This window comes from Vibrio sp. 1401, assembly GCF_033340295.1.
The window spans coordinates 23,172-43,540 of sequence record NZ_JAWOWF010000032.1; the positions used below are offsets into that span (position 1 = coordinate 23,172).

A 20,369-nucleotide genomic window follows, 5' to 3' on the forward strand; every position below is an offset into this window, starting at 1 on the left:
GTCTCCCTGAACTTACGCCGGTTGCCTAAGTCTTACAATTGGATATAGATATCGTACTGTTGGCCGTCTCGCTCAACAGTTAAATTTAATTCTTGCGGATCGCTCATCACTTGCATCAGTTGTACTGAAGAAGACGGATCACTTAAATCGATCCCGTTCAGTTGAACCGCAATATCACCAGGTTGTAGCCCTACATCATTAAATAATGCGGCATCACGACCAGGTGATACTCGATAACCAACAATGTCTCCGTCTTTTTTGACGGGTGAGATGGTGATGTATTTAAAAACGCTTTGTGGATCTTTCGCAATTTCCTCGCGGATTTGCTCTAATTTCTCTCCAACGTCAGACGTCGCTGCTTCTGCTCGCTGAGCTTGCGCCCTAGCTACCTGCGGCGATTCAGATAACTTCTTATATTCTATACCTTGCATCATTAAGGTCTCGTCTCGACCTTGGTTATCAATGATGACGCGATCCACCAATACCGCTTTTAGCGTCGCACGTGTCCCTTCGATTTCTTCACCCAAACCGTACGTAGCTTGCTTACCTCGGTTAGCAATAACAGCAAGGCTGGTATTGGCATCACTGCTGGCAACCGCACCGACTAGGGTGAGGTTAAGGCGCGTCTTAGGGGCGTCTTTAACAATAGGCTGTTCTACAACCGCCGCTTTTTGCTCAGTGTATTTACCGAATAGGTTGGCATTCTGAAGGGCATTAAAATCTATCGCGTCGCCTTTATTGCTCGCAGCAACGCTACTCGCCGATGGACGCCATTGCGGCACTTCCGACGATTGAGGTATGGCTAACCACACAATTTTGCCAAGTATCCATCCGGTTATCGCAATAAACAGACAGGTAAGCAACAAGCTAAGTTTGGCTTGAATGGTATAATGATTGGACTTGATCTGAGCCAGTAGCGGTCTGCTTGATAATCCTGCACTTAGCTCTAAACGTTTCACTGAATGGATTCCTTTATTCTAACGTCCGTCATTTAAGCTATAACGATAGCTATCGACTTTAAATTGCTAAATTTGCAATAAAATTATTACTCAACAAAGAGCAGTGAACTATATCACAAGTTGTCTTTCATACCTTTTTCTTATGCAGTTTTTGCCAACTCCCTTGAAAAAAATACGCCTTGACTCCATCTGTAGGTGAATAATCCATCACTCATTGCCGTATTCGGGCAGTGATTAGATAGCGTAGTGTTCTATGAGTTCCCTAAATGAAGCCGTTAGGCTAGATAAATGGCTATGGGCCGCAAGATTTTACAAAACCCGCTCCATCGCGCGTAACATGGTCGATGGCGGTAAAGTCCACTATAATGGCCAACGAAGCAAGCCGAGTAAAATCGTTGAAGTGGGCGCTGAAGTCAGACTTCGTCAAGGCAACGAAGAAAAAATCGTGATCATCGAACAAATCTCAGATCAACGCCGAGGCGCTCCCATCGCACAAACCTTATATCGCGAAACCAATGAGAGTATCGCGAAACGTGAGGAACACGCGACTCAACGTAAGCTTAATGCCCACAACCCAAGTCCGGAACGCCGCCCAGATAAAAAGCAGCGCCGAGACATCATTAAGTTCAAACACCAATAAAAGCCGGAATTACCAACGAGGAAAGCACTCCATGGCAAATAATGTTTTAAACCGCTACCTATTCGAAGATCTTTCAGTACGTGGCGAGTTGGTACAATTGGATGAAGCGTACCAACGTGTTATCTCCAGCAAGGAATATCCGGCAGCAATAGAGAAACTGCTGGGTGAGCTACTCGTTTCAACTACTCTTTTAACTGCCACTCTTAAGTTCGAAGGTTCGATCACCATCCAGCTGCAAGGCGACGGTCCTGTGTCTCTTGCCGTTATCAACGGTGACCATAACCAACGTGTTCGTGGCGTAGCTCGCTGGGAAGGCGATGTTGCCGATGACGCAAACATTCACGATCTAATGGGTAAGGGCTACCTTGTGATCACCATCGAACCGAAAAACGGCGAGCGTTACCAAGGCGTCGTTGGATTAGAAGGTGACACTTTAGCAGAAGTGCTAGAAGGCTACTTTGCAAACTCAGAGCAGTTAAAAACGCGCCTATGGATCCGCACTGGTGAGCATGAAGGCAAAGCACACGCAGCAGGTATGTTGATTCAAGTGATCCCTGACGGCACTGGCTCTCCAGATGACTTCGAACATCTAGAGCAGCTCACTGACACAGTAAAAGATGAAGAATTGTTTGGTTTAGAAGCGAACGAGTTATTGTATCGACTATATAACCAAGACAAAGTACGTCTGTACGAGCCGCAACCTGTCGAGTTCCATTGTGGCTGTTCTCGTGAGCGTAGCGGTGCAGCAATCATCACCGTTGAGAAAGCTGAAATTTATGACATTTTGGCAGAAGTTGGATCAGTTTCTTTACATTGTGATTACTGTGGCACAACTTATACGTTCGACGAATCTGAAGTCACTGAACTGTATGCACAAGCTTCTACGGACAAGAAAACCCTGCATTAATTTACATAGCTTATCAAGCACGTAATTTACCCTACAAAAGGCCAGCTTAATGCTGGCCTTTTTGTGATCAACCCCTCGTAATAACTAGCCTCAAGCGTAATAAAACAACTGCTTAATTTTAAACAATTAATAATGATTTTGCCCTAGCGCAAAGGATTGCGTGCACGATAGACTATTCCCACCAATATGTGACGGGTTACCTAAAACCTTATTGAAATCATGGGCAAATTTTGAGCTATCTCCCTGTTTTCTCCCCGCCCCGTTGCTAGCATGGTGAGCAGATTAAAATTAAAACATTCTTACAAAATCCCTACAAAATCCTTATAAGGAGCACCTATGACCGTTATGGAACATACTAAGGCTGCAACACTTGATCTAACCAAGCACGGACTGCATAACGTAAAAGAGGTTATTCGCAACCCAAGCTACGAAATGTTGTTTGAGGAAGAAACGCGTGAAAACCTAACCGGTTATGAGCGCGGCGTGGTTACTGAACTAGGTGCGGTTGCCGTTGACACTGGCATCTTTACTGGTCGCTCACCAAAAGATAAATACATCGTCAAAGACGCTACGACAGAAGAACATATGTGGTGGACGTCTGATCAAGTGAAAAATGATAACAAGCCAATCACTCCTGAAGTGTGGGACGAGCTAAAAGAACTGGTCACAAACCAGCTTTCTAACAAACGCTTGTTTGTTGTTGACGGTTACTGTGGTGCAAACCCAGATACACGTTTGAGCATTCGTGTTATCACAGAAGTCGCATGGCAAGCGCACTTCGTTAAAAACATGTTTATTCGCCCGACAGAAGAAGAGTTAGCGACATTTGAACCAGACTTCGTAGTAATGAATGGCGCAAAATGCACTAATCCAAAATGGGAAGAGCAAGGCCTGAACTCAGAAAACTTCACCGTATTTAACCTAACTGAGCGCATGCAACTTATCGGTGGTACTTGGTACGGCGGTGAAATGAAGAAAGGTATGTTCGCCATGATGAACTACTTCCTTCCACTAAAAGACATCGCATCAATGCACTGTAGCGCTAACATGGGCAAAGATGGCGATGTAGCGGTATTCTTCGGTCTATCTGGTACGGGTAAAACGACCCTGTCGACTGATCCTAAACGTGCGCTAATTGGTGATGATGAGCACGGCTGGGATGATGACGGTGTCTTCAACTTCGAAGGTGGTTGTTACGCAAAAACCATCAAACTTTCGAAAGAAGCGGAGCCGGACATCTACAACGCAATTCGTCGTGATGCACTGCTAGAAAACGTAACAGTACGTGGCGATGGCTCTATCGACTTTGATGATGGTTCGAAAACAGAAAACACACGTGTTTCTTACCCTATCTACCATATCGATAATATCGTTAAGCCAGTATCAAAAGGCGGTCACGCGAATAAAGTGATCTTCCTATCAGCCGACGCATTTGGCGTACTGCCTCCAGTATCTAAATTGACACCTGAGCAAACTAAGTACCACTTCCTATCAGGCTTTACCGCCAAACTAGCGGGAACAGAGCGCGGTATTACTGAGCCAACACCAACTTTCTCTGCTTGTTTCGGCGCGGCGTTCCTAACGCTCCACCCAACAAAATACGCGGAAGTACTGGTAAAACGCATGGAAGCAGCGGGCGCTGAGGCTTACCTAGTGAATACTGGTTGGAACGGCACTGGCAAACGTATCTCTATTCAAGATACACGCGGAATTATTGATGCCATTCTTGATGGTTCGATTGAAGAAGCACCAACTAAGCACATTCCAATCTTCAACCTTGAAGTACCAACGTCACTACCAGGTGTGGATCCAAGCATTCTAGACCCTCGCGACACGTACGTTGACCCACTTCAGTGGGAAAGCAAAGCGAAAGATTTAGCAGCGCGCTTTATCAATAACTTTGATAAGTACACAGACAACGCTGAAGGTAAATCTCTGGTTGCGGCTGGTCCTCAGATTGATTAAATCGAGTAACCGCGACGTCGCGTAAACGCAGTGAAAAGTTGGCATTAACTTATCACCTTTACGTAGGCCAAGTTACAAAAATTGCTTCAAGCCCCTCTTTTGAGGGGCTTTTTATTGAATACCACAGAATATTGATACAAGCTAAAGCCTATCTAGTTTTATTTCATAACACACGTAGGTTCTAGCAAAGATGAAAACAGCGCGTCGAGTTCTACTTCTGTTACTGGTTATCTTAGTTGCCATTCCAGCTGCTACGATTGCGCTGCTAACAACATCTTACGCGGACGCAACCTGGCGCTTGCTGTCAAACACCTTTTCTCTTCCCTTCCGGGCCGGAAGCGTGCGTTATGACTTTCCCTATCACCTAACTTTACAACGCGTGAACACCAGCGGAGACGATGCGTCTTACATCGAGCAAGTCGATTTATGGATGAATCCCGATGTTTATCGCGATGGTAAATGGATCGTTGATAGTTTATTGATTGATGGTATGAGCTTGCAGTATGGCGCACCAAAGCTCCCAGCTTTAGAGAACGTATTATTCCATCAAATCGCGCTCAAAAATATTGATTACGCCGACGAGCAGTTCTCTGCCAATGGCATTGACCTTCAAATTCAATCACCACAATGGAATGGTCAATTAATACCATATGGCGAAGTTCAACTTGCAGCTGACCAAATCTATTGGAATGGCGAAGCCTTTAATCAACTCTTAGTCGATATAGACTACAAACCGCAAGACAGTACGCTTTATGGCACCTCTTTTAACTGGCGTAACAGTCAAATATCTGGGCAAGGGGAGCAGTATCCTCAAGGCTGGTCTTTAGTAAATGTGACCATCAACAAGCTGAAACTGAGTAATACGCAGCGCCAATCACTGCTTGCAAAACCTTGGCACGATCTACCATTTAGCATTAATCATATTAATAGCTTAGATTTGCTTAACGCCGATATTGAATGGGGCGACTGGCACTGGCAGAACTTGGATCTTTCTGTGGAAAACGCCACACTGCCACTGCCACTGTCTCTCTGGAAGACAAAAGCTCAAGTGTCATTGCAGGCGGATAGCGTTCGATTCCAGCAGCAAACCGCAATAGAGCCACGTTTGAGTGCCGCTATCGAGCCAGGAGTAATCCAGCTCAACGAGCTCAGCTTAGATTGGCAGCAAGGTCGAGTGCAAGTTTCTGGATTGTTCACGCCAACACAATGGAAGCTCAAAGAAGCCTCTATTCAAGGCCTCAAGTGGGCAACACAGCCAGAAGACAACCTAAATTGGTGGCACGCCGCCACCAGCGAGTTAGAGCATGTTGCAATCGAACGACTCGACATTGAGCGCAGCCAAATTATCCAGCTATCTCACGAACCTTATTGGCAACTTTCCGGTTTAAATATCGAAGGGCAACAGCTTGATATTAAACAGTCGGCTCAACGTTGGGGCCTTTGGCAAGGCGAATTGGAAGTCAGCGTTGTCAACGCTAGCTATGACCAAATACTCACGTCTCACGCAGCACTTGCCATGCAAAGCAAAGATGGCTTTTGGCAATTGACTCGCCTTTTTGCGCCACTCGAGCAAGGCTACGTAGAAGGCATCGGACAAATAGATTTGAGTACCCCGAGCCAACCTTGGGCGCTCAACGTCAATGCTGATGGTATTCCCTTATCGCTCTTCCACGATTATTTTTTACCCGACACACTGGCTATTGATGGTTTTTCCGATCTCAGCCTCGATCTACAAGGGTTATCAGGTGATCGCAACATGCTGGTCTACAGCTTATCGGGTGAAGTGGAAGCCAATCTCCGAGATCCCCGCTTGAAGTCCCAAGCGGATCATTCGCTCAAAGCCATTACCTTAAGTCCACTGCGTTTAAGCGCGCAACGAGGGGAAGTTGCCATAAAGCCGGTCACAATTTCAGGAAAAGCCATAAGTGGTAAGGTTTGGGGAACATTTGATATGGCCAACAACCCGCTAAGTGGCATTACTTATCAATTGGAAGAGTCGTGCGGAAACATTGAAGGCGATCTACTAAGTGGCGAAACCCACCGTAATGAGTGCGTGAACGCATCAAAACTGGCCGAGCCTACTGATATTGAGACTCCACAGAAAAATGAACCTTCCATCGAGCAGCCAATCGTAATTGATAACATCAATTTGGAGACTCAAGAGGAAGAGCTTTACGAAGAAGTTATCGAAGAAGATGAAGTACCCGACACGAATTCCGCAGCAGAACAAACCCTCTCACCGACAGAGCAAGAAGGTGAAACAGATAAGCGCCCAGCAGATCAGTCGGCGCTTACCCCATCAGCAACTGAGTAACTGCGAGTAGTTCGGTATCAGCATATAGGTACCGACAAAATCAACAGCTGGCGTGTCACCACTATAAATCACTACGTGAATAACGATGCGTGCTTTGCGTCCCGACTCCAATCGGTCTAGGTCACCACTGATCCCATCCAACGAAGTACTCGCCACGGGGTTTTGTTCGACTGGTTGACGATAACGAATCGAGCTGTCGGCCAACACAATATCACCGTGCAGCCCACGCTCTTTAAGCAGCAGCCACGTCATCCCCCACCCTGTCAGGGTTGCTAAGGTAAAAGCTGACCCGGCGAACATGGTGTTATGCGGATTAAGGTTAGGATTAAGCTGCGCACAGCATTCAAACTGGTAACCCGTGTACTGGTTAATTTTGATCCCCATTTTGTCGCTAATTGGGATTTGTTGCTCCCAGCGCTGTTGAAGCTCAGTACACCATTCAGGGCGACGTAACACATTGGCCATCGGATCCAGTTGCTTCACCATTTGCTGATGGCGCACAGGGCCACGCTCATCGGTTAGCTCGCCTCGACGCTCAAAGCCATTTTTTTCATAAAAGGCGATGGCATCTTCACGGGCATTACACACCAAGCGTTTCGCTCCTTCTTGGCGCGCTAACGACTCTAGTGCAACCAAAACCAGCGAACCCATTCCTTTGCTACGGCGATTATTTTTAACCGCCATATAGCGGATCTGGCCATCATTGTCCGGCGTAATGTATAAACGGCCAATCGCCATAGGACGACCTCGACCATCAACAATCATGCGGTGATGACTCATTTCGTCGTATTCATCGCGCTCTGAGCCGATCGGCATACGCCATGGCTCACGAAGCAGTTGCCAGCGAAACTGATAATACTTGTTTATCTGATTATCGGTTTTGGGAGTAATGAGTTTGAACATATCAATCCTTTGAAAGCACAACACTAATCAGTGTCGGAAAAATTACTCCAAGCCAATTCCATGAGCTTGGAGTTAAAGCTTAGACTATGGCGCCTGTGTTACCAGATTAGACCTGCAACCAAAACGTCACTGGACCGTCATTCACCAAGGACACTTTCATATCGGCAGCGAAGCGGCCACGCTGTGTGGGTAAGACTTCTTCACACAAGTCAGAAAAGTAATCATACAAGCGCTCTGCATCAACAGGATGCGCACCGCGAGAAAAGCCAGCTCGCGTGCCTTTTTTTGTATCCGCAGGCAGCGTAAATTGAGAAACCACCAGCACTTTACCTTCCACCTGTTTAACGTTCAGGTTCATCTTGCCTTCGTCATCTTCGAACACACGGTAGGTTGTAACACGCTCCATTAAACGCTTTGCTTTAGCTTCATCGTCGTCCTTCTCTACGCCCAATAAGACCAGCAGACCACGATCAATTTCTCCTACGACTTCACCATCCACACGGACGGCTGCTTCACTGACTCGTTGAATTAGCGCTATCACTACTCTCGCTTCCTTCATCTGTTAACTGAGATTCAGCGGTCGAGTGTATCATGTCTAAATCTTCACTCCAGTGCTCTCGCTCACCAAGCGCAGCTGTAACTTCCGCCCCCAATAACACGATCATCCAGCATAAATACACCCAAACAAATAAGATAGGAATCGCCGCTAACGCGCCGTAGATGAGCTGATAAGACGGAAACTGAGTGATGTAGAGTGCAAAGCCTTTTTTACTCAACTCGAACAGTATCGCGGCGACTGCTGCCCCCATGGCACCATGAGCGAGATGTACTTTTTTATTCGGCACTAGAATATACAAGCCAAGAAAAGCAAAAAAGGACAGCAACAACGGTAGCCAACGCAGAAATAAATTAAACGCACCAGATAATGTCTCGTTCTCTAAAATTTGCAGCGAAGTCACGTACGACGTCGCCGCAATACTCGCACCGACCATGATCGGCCCTAACGTGAGTACCATCCAATACATAGAGAATGAAAAGACTAAACGGCGCTTGTCTTTAACTCGCCAAATGTAGTTTAAGTTCTTATCAATGTTGGAAATCAGCATGACCGCTGCGATGAATAAAAACCCACCGCCAACCGCGCTCATTTTGCCCGTATTCGCCACAAATTCCTGTAATGCCGTATGTACAGCTTCTCCAGAAGCTGGCACAAAATTCTCAATAATGTAGCCTTGCAGCACCTCACCAACGTTCGCAAAAACGGGAAATTTCGACAATATTGATAACAATACCGTCAGCATTGGCACGATGGATAACAAGGTAATGTAGGCAAGATAGCCCGCGTTCACATTCACACGGTCATGCGTTAATCGCTTAAGAAGATACTTAAAAAACGCGACGCAACTTGGCAGTAGATTGATTAATCTCGCCTTGTAACTCTCTGATAACTGGTTCATAGTTCATCCCATAATTAGCGCCGAGGACATAAGAATGCCTTATTTATTAGCAATTGTACTATCAATTTTCACTTTAACAGGGTGTCAATCTGCTTATTACTCAGCAATGGAGCAGGTTGGGTATCATAAACGAGATATTATGGTCGACCGCGTCGAAGATGCCAAAGAATCTCAACAAGATGCACAAGAAGAATTCACCAGTGCACTTGAAGCCTTGTCTGCGATCACCAACTTTGATGGTGGTGAGCTAGAAAATGTCTACAACAACATCAATGACAAATACGAAGATAGCGAAAAAGCGGCTCAAGACGTACGTGACCGTATTGCTGCGATTGAAGACGTATCCGGCGCACTGTTTGATGAGTGGCAAGATGAGCTAGAGCTGTACTCGAGTGCGAAACTGCGTCGTTCAAGCGAGCAAAAACTACGTGAAACCAAAGCCTCGTACAAAACCATGCTTAGCGCTATGAAGCGTGCAGAGAAAAAGATGACACCGGTACTGGACACGCTACGTGACAACACGTTGTACTTAAAACACAACCTTAACGCCAGTGCGATTGGTTCTTTGCAAGGTGAGTTCTCTAGCTTAGAGAAAGACATTCAGTTTGCGATCAAACAAATGAACGAAGCGATTGCAGAGTCCGATAAATTCCTACAAAAGCTCAATCAAAAGTAAATGATTCAGACCTCCTCCTAGTGAGGAGGTTTTAGTCGGCGACCTTACCGAGTAAACCGATGACTCTTCGAACAAAGCCTACTCTCTCTGGCACAGTTCCCCATGGTACTTCTACCACTTCATAACCCAACTCAGTATAGACACTCACTAACGACTGATGAATCTCCAATGCTTCTTCAAAGCTGTGCGGACGCACTTCATCTTGTACGTAAATGGATGCTTCAGGTCGACAAGTAAACACCTGACTATGGTACCCAGCGCTTTCGGTTAAGAAAGCTTGGTCAACCTTACAGCCGCCCACTTGTAGGTATGCAATGATGTCGGGGATGGCGCGATCAACAAACGCAACATCATGACAACGCGCATCACTCTTTTGTTTGTCCATCAACCCAAGGCATAACTTGGCAAACTCAGGTAAATTCGTCCACGGCAAAATACCATTTTCTAACTGGCTTTGCTGCTCAATCAAGTCGCGGGACCCTTCAGGAAACGTGGCGTAACCACACGCGTCTAGCGCATTCAGCAGTGTTGTTTTTCCCGCACCAGGCCCACCGGTGATAATAATCGGGTTCATATTCAACTCCAGAAAACAAAAAGCCCCGAGCATAACTCGAGGCTTCTTCTTAATTGAATCGCTTAACGAAAATTATTTCGCGCCACGAGAAGCACGCTTACGGTCGCTTTCCGTTAGGAACTTCTTACGGATACGGATGCTTTCAGGCGTTACTTCTACTAGCTCGTCGTCATCGATGAATTCTAGTGCTTGCTCAAGAGTCATCTTGATTGGCGGAGTAAGAACCTGTGCGTCATCTGTACCTGATGCACGAACGTTGGTTAGCTGCTTACCTTTCAGTGCGTTTACCGTTAGGTCGTTGTCACGGCTGTGAATACCGATAACCATACCTTCGTAAACTTCAACACCGTGACCGATAAATAGACGACCACGCTCTTGAAGGTTGAACAGTGCGTTAGTTAGCGCTTTACCCATCGCGTTCGCGATTAGTACACCGTTTACACGTTGACCGATGTTACCGCCTTTGTGCGGGCCGTAGTGATCAAACGTATGGTAAAGAAGACCTGAACCTGAAGTCAGTGTCATGAATTCCGTTTGGAAACCGATCAGACCACGTGATGGCATAACGAAGTCCATACGCACACGACCTTTACCGTCTGGAGACATGTCTTTCAGCTCACCTTTACGTAGGCCGATGTTCTCCATGATGCCGCCTTGGTGCTCTTCCATTACGTCGATAGTTACCGTTTCGAACGGTTCCATCAACTGACCATCTTCTTCTTTGATGATTACTTCTGGACGAGATACTGCTAGCTCGAAGCCTTCACGACGCATGTTTTCGATCAGGATAGAAAGGTGAAGTTCACCACGACCTGACACGCGGAATTTATCTGGATCGTCTGTTTGCTCAACGCGTAGTGCAACGTTGTGTACCAGTTCCTTCTCAAGACGCTCAAGGATGTTACGTGACGTTACGAACTTACCTTCTTTACCCGCGAATGGAGACGTGTTTACTTGGAATGTCATCGTTACTGTTGGTTCATCAACAGACAATGGTGGTAATGCTTCTACTGCGTTTTGTGCACAGATAGTGTCAGAAATTTTCAGCTCGCCAAGACCAGTGATTGCGATGATATCACCCGCGTTAGCTTGTTCCACTTCGTGACGCTCTAGGCCAAGGTAGCCCATTACTGTACCCACTTTACCGTTGCGAGTTTTACCATCAGCACCAATAATGGTTACCTGCTGGTTTGGTTTAACGCTACCACGAGTTACGCGAGCCACGCCGATAACACCAACGTAAGAGCTGTAGTCTAGCTGAGAAACTTGCATCTGTAGTGGACCATCAAGGTCAACATTTGGCGCGTCAACAACATCAACGATAGTTTGGAATAGTGGTTCCATGTTCTCGCCAGTTTCGCCTTCTTCTAGAGAAGCCCAACCATTAAGTGCTGATGCGTAAACTACTTTAAAGTCTAGCTGGTCATCAGTTGCACCTAGGTTGTCGAACAGGTCGAACACTTGGTCCATAACCCAATCAGGACGTGCGCCAGGGCGGTCAATCTTGTTGATTACAACGATTGGTTTTAGACCGTGAGCAAACGCTTTTTGTGTTACGAAACGCGTTTGAGGCATTGGACCATCAACTGCGTCAACGATAAGTAGTACAGAGTCTACCATCGACATGATACGCTCAACTTCACCACCGAAGTCCGCGTGTCCCGGAGTATCTACGATGTTGATACGGTAATCGTTCCAGTCGATTGCTGTGTTTTTAGCAAGAATGGTAATACCGCGCTCTTTCTCGATGTCGTTCGAGTCCATGACTCGCTCTTCAGCTTCACCGCGAGACTCAAGCGTGCCTGATTGTTGTAGCAGCTTGTCAACCAACGTGGTTTTACCGTGGTCAACGTGCGCGATGATCGCGATATTTCTTAATTTATCAATCTGTGGAGTAGCCATGGATATTGATTCACTTAGATAGATGAAATGCCCCCACGCTGAGAACGGGTGCTCTCTGGCGACATTTGCTGATTAAAAAAACGGCCATAATGTACCAGATTTTAGCAAAAAGCCTAGAAATATGTGATCTACTCCCGAGCATTTCTGCGATTTTTACGCTTAATGCCCATTTTCTTCCTCAGAACGAATTGATTAAACGCAACTTTATTCTAATCGATGCATAATTCAAATTGACTCTTGCTCAAAAACTGGGCTGAATACGCAATGTACCTGTCACATTATGGTGCAACAATGATTTTTGGCACCATAATAGTGCAAGCAAAGATCATTTTGGTGCAAGCAAGTGCACCAAACTAGCATTCAAAAACACAATTGCTTGAAATTAATGGAATATTTTTTTTGGCACGGTTTTGGCTTTAGTTAAAACAGCATCGATTAATGAAAAGTCAAATTGATTAATCAATGCCAGGTTTCATGAATAATTCATAAATCGAGCTTTTACCGCTTATTAACACTGGAGGTTATCCAAGATGTCAGTAGAAAACGTTCTATCGCTGATCCAAGAAAACGAAGTTAAGTTTGTTGACCTACGCTTCACTGATACAAAAGGTAAAGAGCAGCACATTTCGATCCCTGCTCACCAAATCGACGCAGACTTCTTCGAAGAAGGTAAAATGTTCGATGGTTCATCAGTTGCTGGCTGGAAAGGTATCAACGAATCAGACATGGTAATGATGCCTGACGCATCTTCTGCTGTGCTTGACCCATTCACGGAAGACGCAACACTAAATATCCGTTGTGACATCTTAGAGCCTGCAACAATGCAAGGCTACGACCGTGACCCACGCTCTATCGCAAAACGCGCTGAAGACTTCATGCGTTCTACAGGTGTTGCAGATACTGTACTTATCGGTCCTGAGCCAGAATTCTTCCTATTTGATGACGTGAAGTTCTCGACAGACATGTCAGGCTCTTTCTTCAAAATCGACGACGTAGAAGCGGCATGGAACACAGGTTCTGACTACGAAGAAGGTAACAAAGGTCACCGTCCAGGCGTTAAAGGTGGTTACTTCCCAGTAGCTCCAGTAGATTCATCTCAAGACATCCGTTCTGCTATGTGTCTAGTAATGGAAGAAATGGGTCTTGTTGTTGAAGCGCACCACCACGAAGTGGCAACGGCGGGTCAAAACGAAATCGCAACTCGTTTCAACACGCTAACAACCAAAGCTGACGAAATCCAAATCTACAAGTACGTTGTACACAACGTTGCTCACGCGTTTGGTAAAACAGCGACGTTTATGCCTAAACCACTTGTTGGCGACAACGGCAGCGGTATGCACGTTCACCAGTCTCTAGCAAAAGATGGCGTAAACCTATTTGCTGGTGACAAGTACGGCGGTCTATCTGAAATGGCGCTTTACTACATCGGTGGTATCATCAAACACGCTCGTGCAATCAACGCATTCGCTAACCCATCAACAAACTCGTACAAACGCCTTGTACCAGGCTTCGAAGCACCAGTAATGCTAGCTTACTCAGCGCGTAACCGCTCTGCTTCAATCCGTATCCCAGTGGTACCAAGCCCGAAAGCACGTCGTATCGAAGTTCGTTTCGGTGACCCAGCGGCGAACCCATACCTATGTTTCGCAGCAATGCTTATGGCTGGTCTTGACGGTATCAAGAATAAGATCCACCCAGGCGAAGCGATGGATAAAGACCTTTACGATCTTCCAGCTGAAGAAGCAGCAGAAATCCCAACTGTTGCATACTCACTAAAAGACGCGCTAGCAGAGCTAGATGCTGATCGTGAGTTCTTAACAGCGGGCGGCGTATTCTCTGACGACTTCATCGATTCATACATCGACCTTAAGTCTCAGGACGTAGAACGTGTGAACATGACAACTCACCCTGTTGAGTTCGAACTTTACTACTCTGTGTAAGGTCGACACTGTGTAAAATGTAAACACAGCAATAAAATATTAGGCTCGCCTCGCAGGCGGGCCTTTTTTGTATTCGCCAGTCAAGCTTCGACGTTTAACATGAGGGGATAATAAAAATACGCTTAGAATTTTTTCCTTACAGGTCAAAGAGCTAAGCCATTGAAACGTGAAATCATCGAACAAGAGAAGGTGAGCAATGAAAGTTCAGCTTATTCCATCACTGTGTGCACTCAGCGGATTGTTAATCGCCTCTATCGCCTTCGCGCAGGTCGCGTATACGTGGGTAGATGAAAATGGCGTGGTTCACTTTAGTGATACGCCAAACAAAGGAGCAAAAGCGATCGCACTGCCAAACCTTGAAGCCAGCGCACCAGCTCCTGAGGTAGAAAGTACTGAATCGCTCGCACCTCAGACTACGCCATCTACTGCATCACAAAACAAGCCAGAGAAAACAACCGAGAAGCCTCTCCCATTACAACTCTCGATGCTGACTCCCAAGCACAACGAGGCCATCCGCAGTAATCGAGGCATCATCAATATTCAATTAGAAACCAATCGCAAGCTTGGTATCGGTGAGCAATTGCAATTGTTACTCGATGGAAAACCTTATGGTGCACCACAAAACCATATAGTGTGGCAGTTAAACAATATTGACCGAGGCACTCACACACTTGCTGTGCACGCGAAAAGAAGCGGCAAGCTTATTGCATCTACTAGCCCTATAACGGTGCATTTACATAAAGCAAGTGTTAAGCCGACCGTAAAAGGGGCAAAATAGAATATCTGGTGAAAAAAAATCACATCACAGCGATGCTTTTCACTTTTTCTTCTAAGATTTATTCGCCATACTTAACGTTCAATTGCACCATTATTGTGCATCGCACAATCTTAAAGCAAAACAAGGACGTAATGTGGATACCAGTCTTCCTAGTGCCATTCTCAACAATATGGTGACAGCAACGCTGATTCTTGATGATGGATTGGCCATCCGTTATGCCAATCCGGCTGCCGAATTGCTGTTTTCTCAAAGCGCCAAACGAATTATTGAACAATCACTTTCTCAATTGATTCAGCATGCGTCGCTGGATCTCGCGCTGCTCACTCAACCGTTGCAAAGTGGCCAAAGCATCACCGACAGTGACGTCACTTTCGTTGTTGATGGCCGCCCTTTAATGCTAGAGGTGACGGTTAGCCCTATCACTTGGCAAAAGCAGTTAATGCTTCTGGTCGAGATGCGCAAAATTGATCAGCAGCGCCGACTCTCTCAAGAACTGAACCAACACGCCCAACAACAAGCGGCGAAGCTGTTAGTCCGAGGGCTTGCACATGAGATCAAAAATCCGCTTGGCGGCTTACGCGGTGCGGCGCAATTGTTAGAAAAAATGCTGCCAGAGCCCTCTCTCACCGAATATACACACATCATCATTGAGCAAGCAGACCGTTTAAGGGCGCTCGTGGATCGATTACTAGGACCGCAGAAGCCAGGTAAGAAGACACAAGAGAATCTGCACCAAATTCTTGAAAAGGTTCGCCAACTGGTTGAATTAGAGTCACAACGCTCAATCATCATTGAACGAGATTATGACCCAAGCTTGCCAGAGATTTTGATGGATACAGACCAAATCGAGCAGGCAATGCTTAATATCGTCAGCAACGCCGCACAAATTCTTAGCCATCAAGAACACGGGAAAATAACCATTCGCACCAGAACGGTGCATCAAGCCAATATTCACGGCAAACGCTGTAAACTCGCTGCTCGTGTCGAAATCACAGACAACGGCCCAGGTATTCCACCGGAACTACAAGACACGCTGTTCTATCCCATGGTCAGTGGCCGCGAGGGAGGAACTGGATTAGGGCTATCTATTTCGCAAAATTTGATCGACCAGCACAATGGAAAAATAGACGTAGAAAGCTGGCCTGGTCACACAACATTTACTATTTATCTGCCGATCTGATTGCGCTAATGGACTTCAAGTCGCGTCAGTTTTTCGGTTTGCTGCAAGGATTACTACATGAGTAAAGGATATGTTTGGGTCGTTGATGACGACAGTTCAATTCGCTGGGTAATGGAGAAAACGCTCTCCTCTGCCAACATCAAATGTGAAACCTATGCCGATGGAGAAAGCGTGTTAATGGCGCTCGAACGCGAAGTGCCGGATGTTCTAGTATCAGACATTCGCATGCCAGGTATTGATGGGTTGGAGCTACTAAAGCAAGTACAGCGCGATTACCCAGACCTTCCCGTGATTATCATGACCGCGCATTCAGATTTAGATGCGGCAGTGAATGCGTACCAAAAAGGTGCTTTTGAATATTTACCAAAACCTTTTGATATTGATGAAACTTTAACTCTGGTTGAACGAGCCATTGCACACAGCCACGAAAACAAACGCGAGCAGCTCTCTCCAGAAGACATTCCAGCAGAAACGCCTGAAATTATCGGTGAAGCACCAGCGATGCAAGAGGTGTTTCGCGCCATTGGTCGTCTTTCTCGCTCCTCTATTTCAGTCTTGATTAACGGTGAATCGGGCACGGGTAAAGAACTCGTTGCTCATGCACTGCACCGTCACAGTCCACGTGCTAACAAACCTTTCATTGCGCTCAATATGGCGGCGATTCCCAAAGACTTGATTGAATCAGAACTGTTTGGCCACGAAAAAGGCGCGTTTACGGGGGCAAACAATGTTCGTCAAGGACGATTCGAACAAGCCAATGGCGGCACTCTATTTTTAGACGAAATCGGCGACATGCCATTGGACATTCAAACTCGTTTACTACGCGTTCTAGCTGACGGGCAGTTTTATCGAGTGGGCGGTCACTCTCCGATCAGTGTCGATGTACGAATTGTCGCGGCAACACACCAGAACTTAGAAAAGCTGGTGCACGAAGGTGACTTTCGTGAGGACCTATTTCATCGCTTAAACGTGATTCGCGTTCAGATCCCGGCACTGCGTGAGCGTAAGCAAGACATTGAAAAGCTTACACAGCATTTTCTTATCCGTGCGGCTGATGAGCTTGGTGTGGAAACAAAAACTCTCCACCCGTCGACTGTAGAGATTCTTAACCGCCTTGATTGGCCTGGCAACGTGCGTCAATTAGAGAATATTTGCCGTTGGTTAACCGTTATGGCCAGTGGTAGCGAGGTGTTACCAAATGACTTGCCAAGCGAACTACTAGAAGAGAAAAAATCCATTTCAGACTCTGCACATGGTAGTTGGCAAGAACAATTGGCGGATTGGGCACGGCATTCACTCGCAGCAGGAGATAAAGAACTACTTTCTTACGCTTTACCAGAATTTGAACGCATTTTATTAGAAGCAGCCTTAGAGCACACTAAAGGTCATAAGCAAGATGCCGCTAAAGTATTAGGCTGGGGGCGAAATACACTCACCAGAAAATTAAAAGAATTGTACTGACAATCACTTACGTGGTGCGTTAACAACGAGCGTCGTTTGTCACTCGATATTAATAAAAACATCAGTACAATTGTGGCGCACCACCATCTATGTGATTAGGCGATGTCTACTGCTACGACTCAAATTACACTGCGTACTGCTGTTCTGATTCCATTTGTCATGATCTTCTTACTGGCGATCGGTGTCATTGTCTACGTCCAAAAACAAAGTTACGAAGAAGTGGTCACGGATATCAGTGACAAGCAACTTTCCGTGTTAACCGAAAGTGTCCACGACCACCTCAATAGCTATCTACGTAAGCCTTTTACTGCGGTTATGGCTCTCGCGCACAACGTCAGCTATCACAACCTTTATCGCCCTCACGATACCTCAGACATTCAAAACTACCTGCTAAGTGCATTCAAAAATCTTTACCAATCGATACCGCAGTTGGATGTAATCGCATTTGGTTCAGAAAACGGCGACTTTGCAGGCTTTCGCCGCGAACTTTCCGACGATTACACCTTAATGGTGCAAGATCGCCACACCGATGGTGATCTGGTTATTTATGGAACCAACCATGTGAGTAACAACATTCGAACGGTTATCTCCCAATACGATCCTCGCACTCGCCCATGGTATAAGCCCGTTGCAGAGAGCCAAAACGCCACTTGGTCTGAAATTTATACCAATGCTGATGAACGCCAGGATATTACGCTATCAGCCATGACGCCGGTGTACAAACACGACCAATTTGCTGGTGTTTTGGTGACAGACATTCGTATCAATACATTCAACGAATTCCTGCGCGAGTTAAAATACAACACTAAAGCGTCGGTCTACATCATGGACCCAGATCATCGTTTAATCGCTCACTCAGGCCCGGGAAGCGTCATCTCATGGGGCACAAAATTTTCGGATAAAGGGCAGCGTTTGCTTGCCGCTGAAAACGCAGACCCGATCATCAAAATCAGTGCGAGCCGAGTCCGGTCTTTCGATCTCAACAACACCAAGCAACCTTATACTTTTTCATTTGAACATGATGGCCAACGTATTTTCAGTCGGCTAACCCCGTATCGAGACCAAGACGGCTTAACATGGTTTATCGGCACCTCCATTTCGGAGTCTGAGCTTCTCGGCCTGTTACCAAAAAGCCAGCAAGAGAGCTGGCTCGTTGGCATTATTGTAAGCCTATTTGGTATCGCCATCAGTTGGATCATTTTCAACCGAGTTACCAGACCAATTAACGCGACGGCCGCCGCCGCTCAGCACCTGGCAAATGGGGATTGGGATAGCGGCATGCCAAAGCCTGGTTATGTGTATGAGACAACCGTACTGGTCCATGCTTTTAATGAAATGGCGAACAATCTAAGAGCTTCATTCAAAGCATTGCGTGAACAGTTGGTTTATGACTCTCTGACACGCTTATATAGCCGTCAGGGTTTGGTCGAAATCTGTGAAAATCAGTCTGATCTTTGTCACGGCAGTTTATTTTTACTTGGTATCAACAAATTTAGAGATATCAACGACAGTGTGGGTCATCACAACGGCGACCAGTTGTTGGTCAGCATCGCTAAAAGGTTAAAACAGCAGTTTCGTGACAACGCATTATTGGCTCGGATTGGTGGTGACGAATTCGCGGTGTTTCTCTCAAATGTCGACACGGAAACCAAAATTAAACAAACCGAGCGTCGATTACAGCAACTCTTTTCCACCCCATTTATGGTGGAAGGCGAGAATGTAGTGATGAAGATTTCACTTGGTATTGTACAAACCCAGCCAAACGAAACCATGCCTTTATGGTTACGCAACGCCAGCATCGCATTAAGTTACGCCAAACAAGACTCACTGACTGGTGTTTGTCACTACAGCCCAGAACTAGCGAGCGCTTCAAAGTTTCGTACACAAATGCTGACCATGATCCAAACTGGCATTGAAAACCGAGAGTTTATTCCTCATTACCAACCGATTGTGGATCTCGTCAGTGGCACAGTGTGTGGCGCCGAAGCACTTGCGCGTTGGCATAGCGACTCAGGTATGGTGTCACCATTAGATTTTATCCCAATCGCGGAAGAAAGCGGCATGATCAAAGCCATCGGCCAACAGATTCTGTTACAAGCTTGTCGCGACACTTACCAAGCGATCGAAAGCAAACAGTGGCCGTCGGACTTCCAACTACATGTGAATATCTCCGTTAATCAACTATCTTGCCCAAGTTTTGTTGATACGGTGACAAGCGTATTGGATATCACGAAATTACCAGCAAGTAACCTCACACTAGAGATCACAGAATCACGTATCATTGATAGCGCACCGACCACACTAGAAAATATGACTAAACTGCGTGAAATGGGTATTGGTATCGCGATAGATGACTTTGGCACCGGCTACTCATCACTGGGTTACCTCCACTCTCTGCCGTTTACCTGCTTGAAGATTGATCGCACCTTCATCAATCAACTCACACAAGAAAACTTAAACAGTTCAGTCGTCGCTGCCGTCATCAATATCACAGCAGGTCTCAAAACTAATGTCGTCGCGGAAGGTGTCGAGGATAGCAATCAAGCACAATTACTGCGCTCTTTAGGCTGTAATCAGGTGCAAGGCTTCTACTACAGCCGCCCTATGCCACTAGAAGAATGGCCAACACATTTGGTGAACATGAAGTAGAAAAGAGCGAGAATCGTTGATTCCCTATTCATCCTCTACTGACAATCTACCCAACTGTTATTTA

The 20,369-nt window shown here is 46.1% G+C and carries 16 protein-coding genes; 10 read left to right on the plus strand and 6 right to left on the minus strand.

Translation table 11 applies throughout. The features are described 5' to 3' along the window. Positions 1-32 precede the first annotated feature (32 nt). Positions 33-959 (minus strand): type II secretion system protein GspC, encoded by a 927-nt coding sequence (gene gspC / locus R7Z77_RS16040; RefSeq protein WP_053303408.1) that lies wholly within the window; start codon positions 957-959, stop codon positions 33-35. A gap of 253 nt (positions 960-1,212) precedes the next feature. Here gspC and hslR point away from each other — a divergent pair, with 253 nt between their 5' ends. The 4 genes from hslR (at position 1,213) to R7Z77_RS16060 (ending at position 6,785) form a co-directional block, all read left to right on the plus strand. After that, the gene (hslR, locus tag R7Z77_RS16045; RefSeq protein ID WP_005379292.1) at positions 1,213-1,599 is read left to right on the plus strand and encodes a ribosome-associated heat shock protein Hsp15; all 387 of its coding nucleotides are present in this window, start codon (positions 1,213-1,215) and stop codon (positions 1,597-1,599) included. Between the two features lie 31 nt (positions 1,600-1,630). Next, positions 1,631-2,506: an Hsp33 family molecular chaperone HslO gene (gene hslO / locus R7Z77_RS16050; RefSeq protein WP_005379290.1), complete on the plus strand. Its 876-nt coding sequence runs from the start codon at positions 1,631-1,633 to the stop codon at positions 2,504-2,506. Positions 2,507-2,842: 336 nt separating this feature from the next. Then, entirely contained in the window at positions 2,843-4,471 is a 1,629-nt protein-coding gene (gene pckA / locus R7Z77_RS16055; protein ID WP_318136738.1) for a phosphoenolpyruvate carboxykinase (ATP), read from the plus strand. Positions 4,472-4,661: 190 nt separating this feature from the next. Then, complete coding sequence (locus tag R7Z77_RS16060; RefSeq protein ID WP_318136739.1) at positions 4,662-6,785, plus strand: AsmA family protein; 2,124 nt, start codon at positions 4,662-4,664, stop codon at positions 6,783-6,785. Here the strand turns inward: R7Z77_RS16060 and R7Z77_RS16065 are convergent. The 3 genes from R7Z77_RS16065 to R7Z77_RS16075 all read right to left on the minus strand — a co-directional run bounded on the left by R7Z77_RS16065 (position 6,771) and on the right by R7Z77_RS16075 (position 9,145). Continuing rightward, entirely contained in the window at positions 6,771-7,688 is a 918-nt protein-coding gene (locus R7Z77_RS16065) for a bifunctional GNAT family N-acetyltransferase/hotdog fold thioesterase (protein ID WP_005379283.1), read from the minus strand. The genes R7Z77_RS16060 and R7Z77_RS16065 overlap by 15 nt on opposite strands. Before the next feature lie 106 nt (positions 7,689-7,794). After that, positions 7,795-8,229 carry a D-aminoacyl-tRNA deacylase gene (gene dtd, locus R7Z77_RS16070; protein WP_005379282.1) on the minus strand — a complete coding sequence of 145 codons (435 nt, stop codon included), beginning with the start codon at positions 8,227-8,229 and terminating at the stop codon, positions 7,795-7,797. Beyond that, positions 8,201-9,145: a virulence factor BrkB family protein gene (locus R7Z77_RS16075; protein ID WP_005379281.1), complete on the minus strand. Its 945-nt coding sequence runs from the start codon at positions 9,143-9,145 to the stop codon at positions 8,201-8,203. Before R7Z77_RS16075 ends, dtd begins: the two co-directional genes overlap by 29 nt. Before the next feature lie 34 nt (positions 9,146-9,179). On the opposite strand from R7Z77_RS16075, the gene R7Z77_RS16080 reads away from it, so the two are divergent. Beyond that, entirely contained in the window at positions 9,180-9,821 is a 642-nt protein-coding gene (locus tag R7Z77_RS16080) for a DUF2959 domain-containing protein (protein ID WP_005382972.1), read from the plus strand. A gap of 31 nt (positions 9,822-9,852) precedes the next feature. Here R7Z77_RS16080 and R7Z77_RS16085 read toward each other — a convergent pair whose 3' ends face one another. Further along, positions 9,853-10,395 carry an AAA family ATPase gene (locus R7Z77_RS16085; protein ID WP_065275007.1) on the minus strand — a complete coding sequence of 181 codons (543 nt, stop codon included), beginning with the start codon at positions 10,393-10,395 and terminating at the stop codon, positions 9,853-9,855. A gap of 72 nt (positions 10,396-10,467) precedes the next feature. Continuing rightward, complete coding sequence (gene typA / locus R7Z77_RS16090) at positions 10,468-12,297, minus strand: translational GTPase TypA (RefSeq protein WP_005379276.1); 1,830 nt, start codon at positions 12,295-12,297, stop codon at positions 10,468-10,470. A 530-nt stretch (positions 12,298-12,827) separates the two neighbouring features. On the opposite strand from typA, the gene glnA reads away from it, so the two are divergent. The 5 genes from glnA (at position 12,828) to R7Z77_RS16115 (ending at position 20,305) form a co-directional block, all read left to right on the plus strand. Continuing rightward, on the plus strand, positions 12,828-14,237 hold the full coding sequence (gene glnA / locus R7Z77_RS16095; RefSeq protein ID WP_005379275.1) for a glutamate--ammonia ligase: 1,410 nt from the start codon (positions 12,828-12,830) through the stop codon (positions 14,235-14,237). Positions 14,238-14,433: 196 nt separating this feature from the next. After that, positions 14,434-15,015, plus strand: a complete 582-nt coding sequence (locus tag R7Z77_RS16100) for a DUF4124 domain-containing protein (protein WP_005379273.1) — start codon at positions 14,434-14,436, stop codon at positions 15,013-15,015. 133 nt (positions 15,016-15,148) lie between these two features. Continuing rightward, positions 15,149-16,195 carry a nitrogen regulation protein NR(II) gene (glnL, locus tag R7Z77_RS16105; protein ID WP_017821940.1) on the plus strand — a complete coding sequence of 349 codons (1,047 nt, stop codon included), beginning with the start codon at positions 15,149-15,151 and terminating at the stop codon, positions 16,193-16,195. Between the two features lie 57 nt (positions 16,196-16,252). After that, on the plus strand, positions 16,253-17,656 hold the full coding sequence (glnG, locus tag R7Z77_RS16110; RefSeq protein WP_005379267.1) for a nitrogen regulation protein NR(I): 1,404 nt from the start codon (positions 16,253-16,255) through the stop codon (positions 17,654-17,656). A gap of 102 nt (positions 17,657-17,758) precedes the next feature. Beyond that, positions 17,759-20,305: an EAL domain-containing protein gene (locus R7Z77_RS16115; protein WP_318136740.1), complete on the plus strand. Its 2,547-nt coding sequence runs from the start codon at positions 17,759-17,761 to the stop codon at positions 20,303-20,305. The last annotated feature ends 64 nt before the right edge of the window (positions 20,306-20,369 follow it).

Coding starts and splice junctions, on each gene's coding strand:
- hslR (WP_005379292.1), top strand. CDS start 1,213: ATGAGTTCCCTAAATGAAGCCGTTAGGCTAGATAAATGGCTATGGGCC.
- hslO (WP_005379290.1), top strand. CDS start 1,631: ATGGCAAATAATGTTTTAAACCGCTACCTATTCGAAGATCTTTCAGTA.
- pckA (WP_318136738.1), top strand. CDS start 2,843: ATGACCGTTATGGAACATACTAAGGCTGCAACACTTGATCTAACCAAG.
- R7Z77_RS16060 (WP_318136739.1), top strand. CDS start 4,662: ATGAAAACAGCGCGTCGAGTTCTACTTCTGTTACTGGTTATCTTAGTT.
- R7Z77_RS16065 (WP_005379283.1), bottom strand. CDS start 7,688: ATGTTCAAACTCATTACTCCCAAAACCGATAATCAGATAAACAAGTAT.
- R7Z77_RS16075 (WP_005379281.1), bottom strand. CDS start 9,145: ATGAACCAGTTATCAGAGAGTTACAAGGCGAGATTAATCAATCTACTG.
- R7Z77_RS16080 (WP_005382972.1), top strand. CDS start 9,180: ATGCCTTATTTATTAGCAATTGTACTATCAATTTTCACTTTAACAGGG.
- R7Z77_RS16085 (WP_065275007.1), bottom strand. CDS start 10,395: ATGAACCCGATTATTATCACCGGTGGGCCTGGTGCGGGAAAAACAACA.
- typA (WP_005379276.1), bottom strand. CDS start 12,297: ATGGCTACTCCACAGATTGATAAATTAAGAAATATCGCGATCATCGCG.
- glnA (WP_005379275.1), top strand. CDS start 12,828: ATGTCAGTAGAAAACGTTCTATCGCTGATCCAAGAAAACGAAGTTAAG.
- R7Z77_RS16100 (WP_005379273.1), top strand. CDS start 14,434: ATGAAAGTTCAGCTTATTCCATCACTGTGTGCACTCAGCGGATTGTTA.
- glnG (WP_005379267.1), top strand. CDS start 16,253: ATGAGTAAAGGATATGTTTGGGTCGTTGATGACGACAGTTCAATTCGC.
- R7Z77_RS16115 (WP_318136740.1), top strand. CDS start 17,759: ATGTCTACTGCTACGACTCAAATTACACTGCGTACTGCTGTTCTGATT.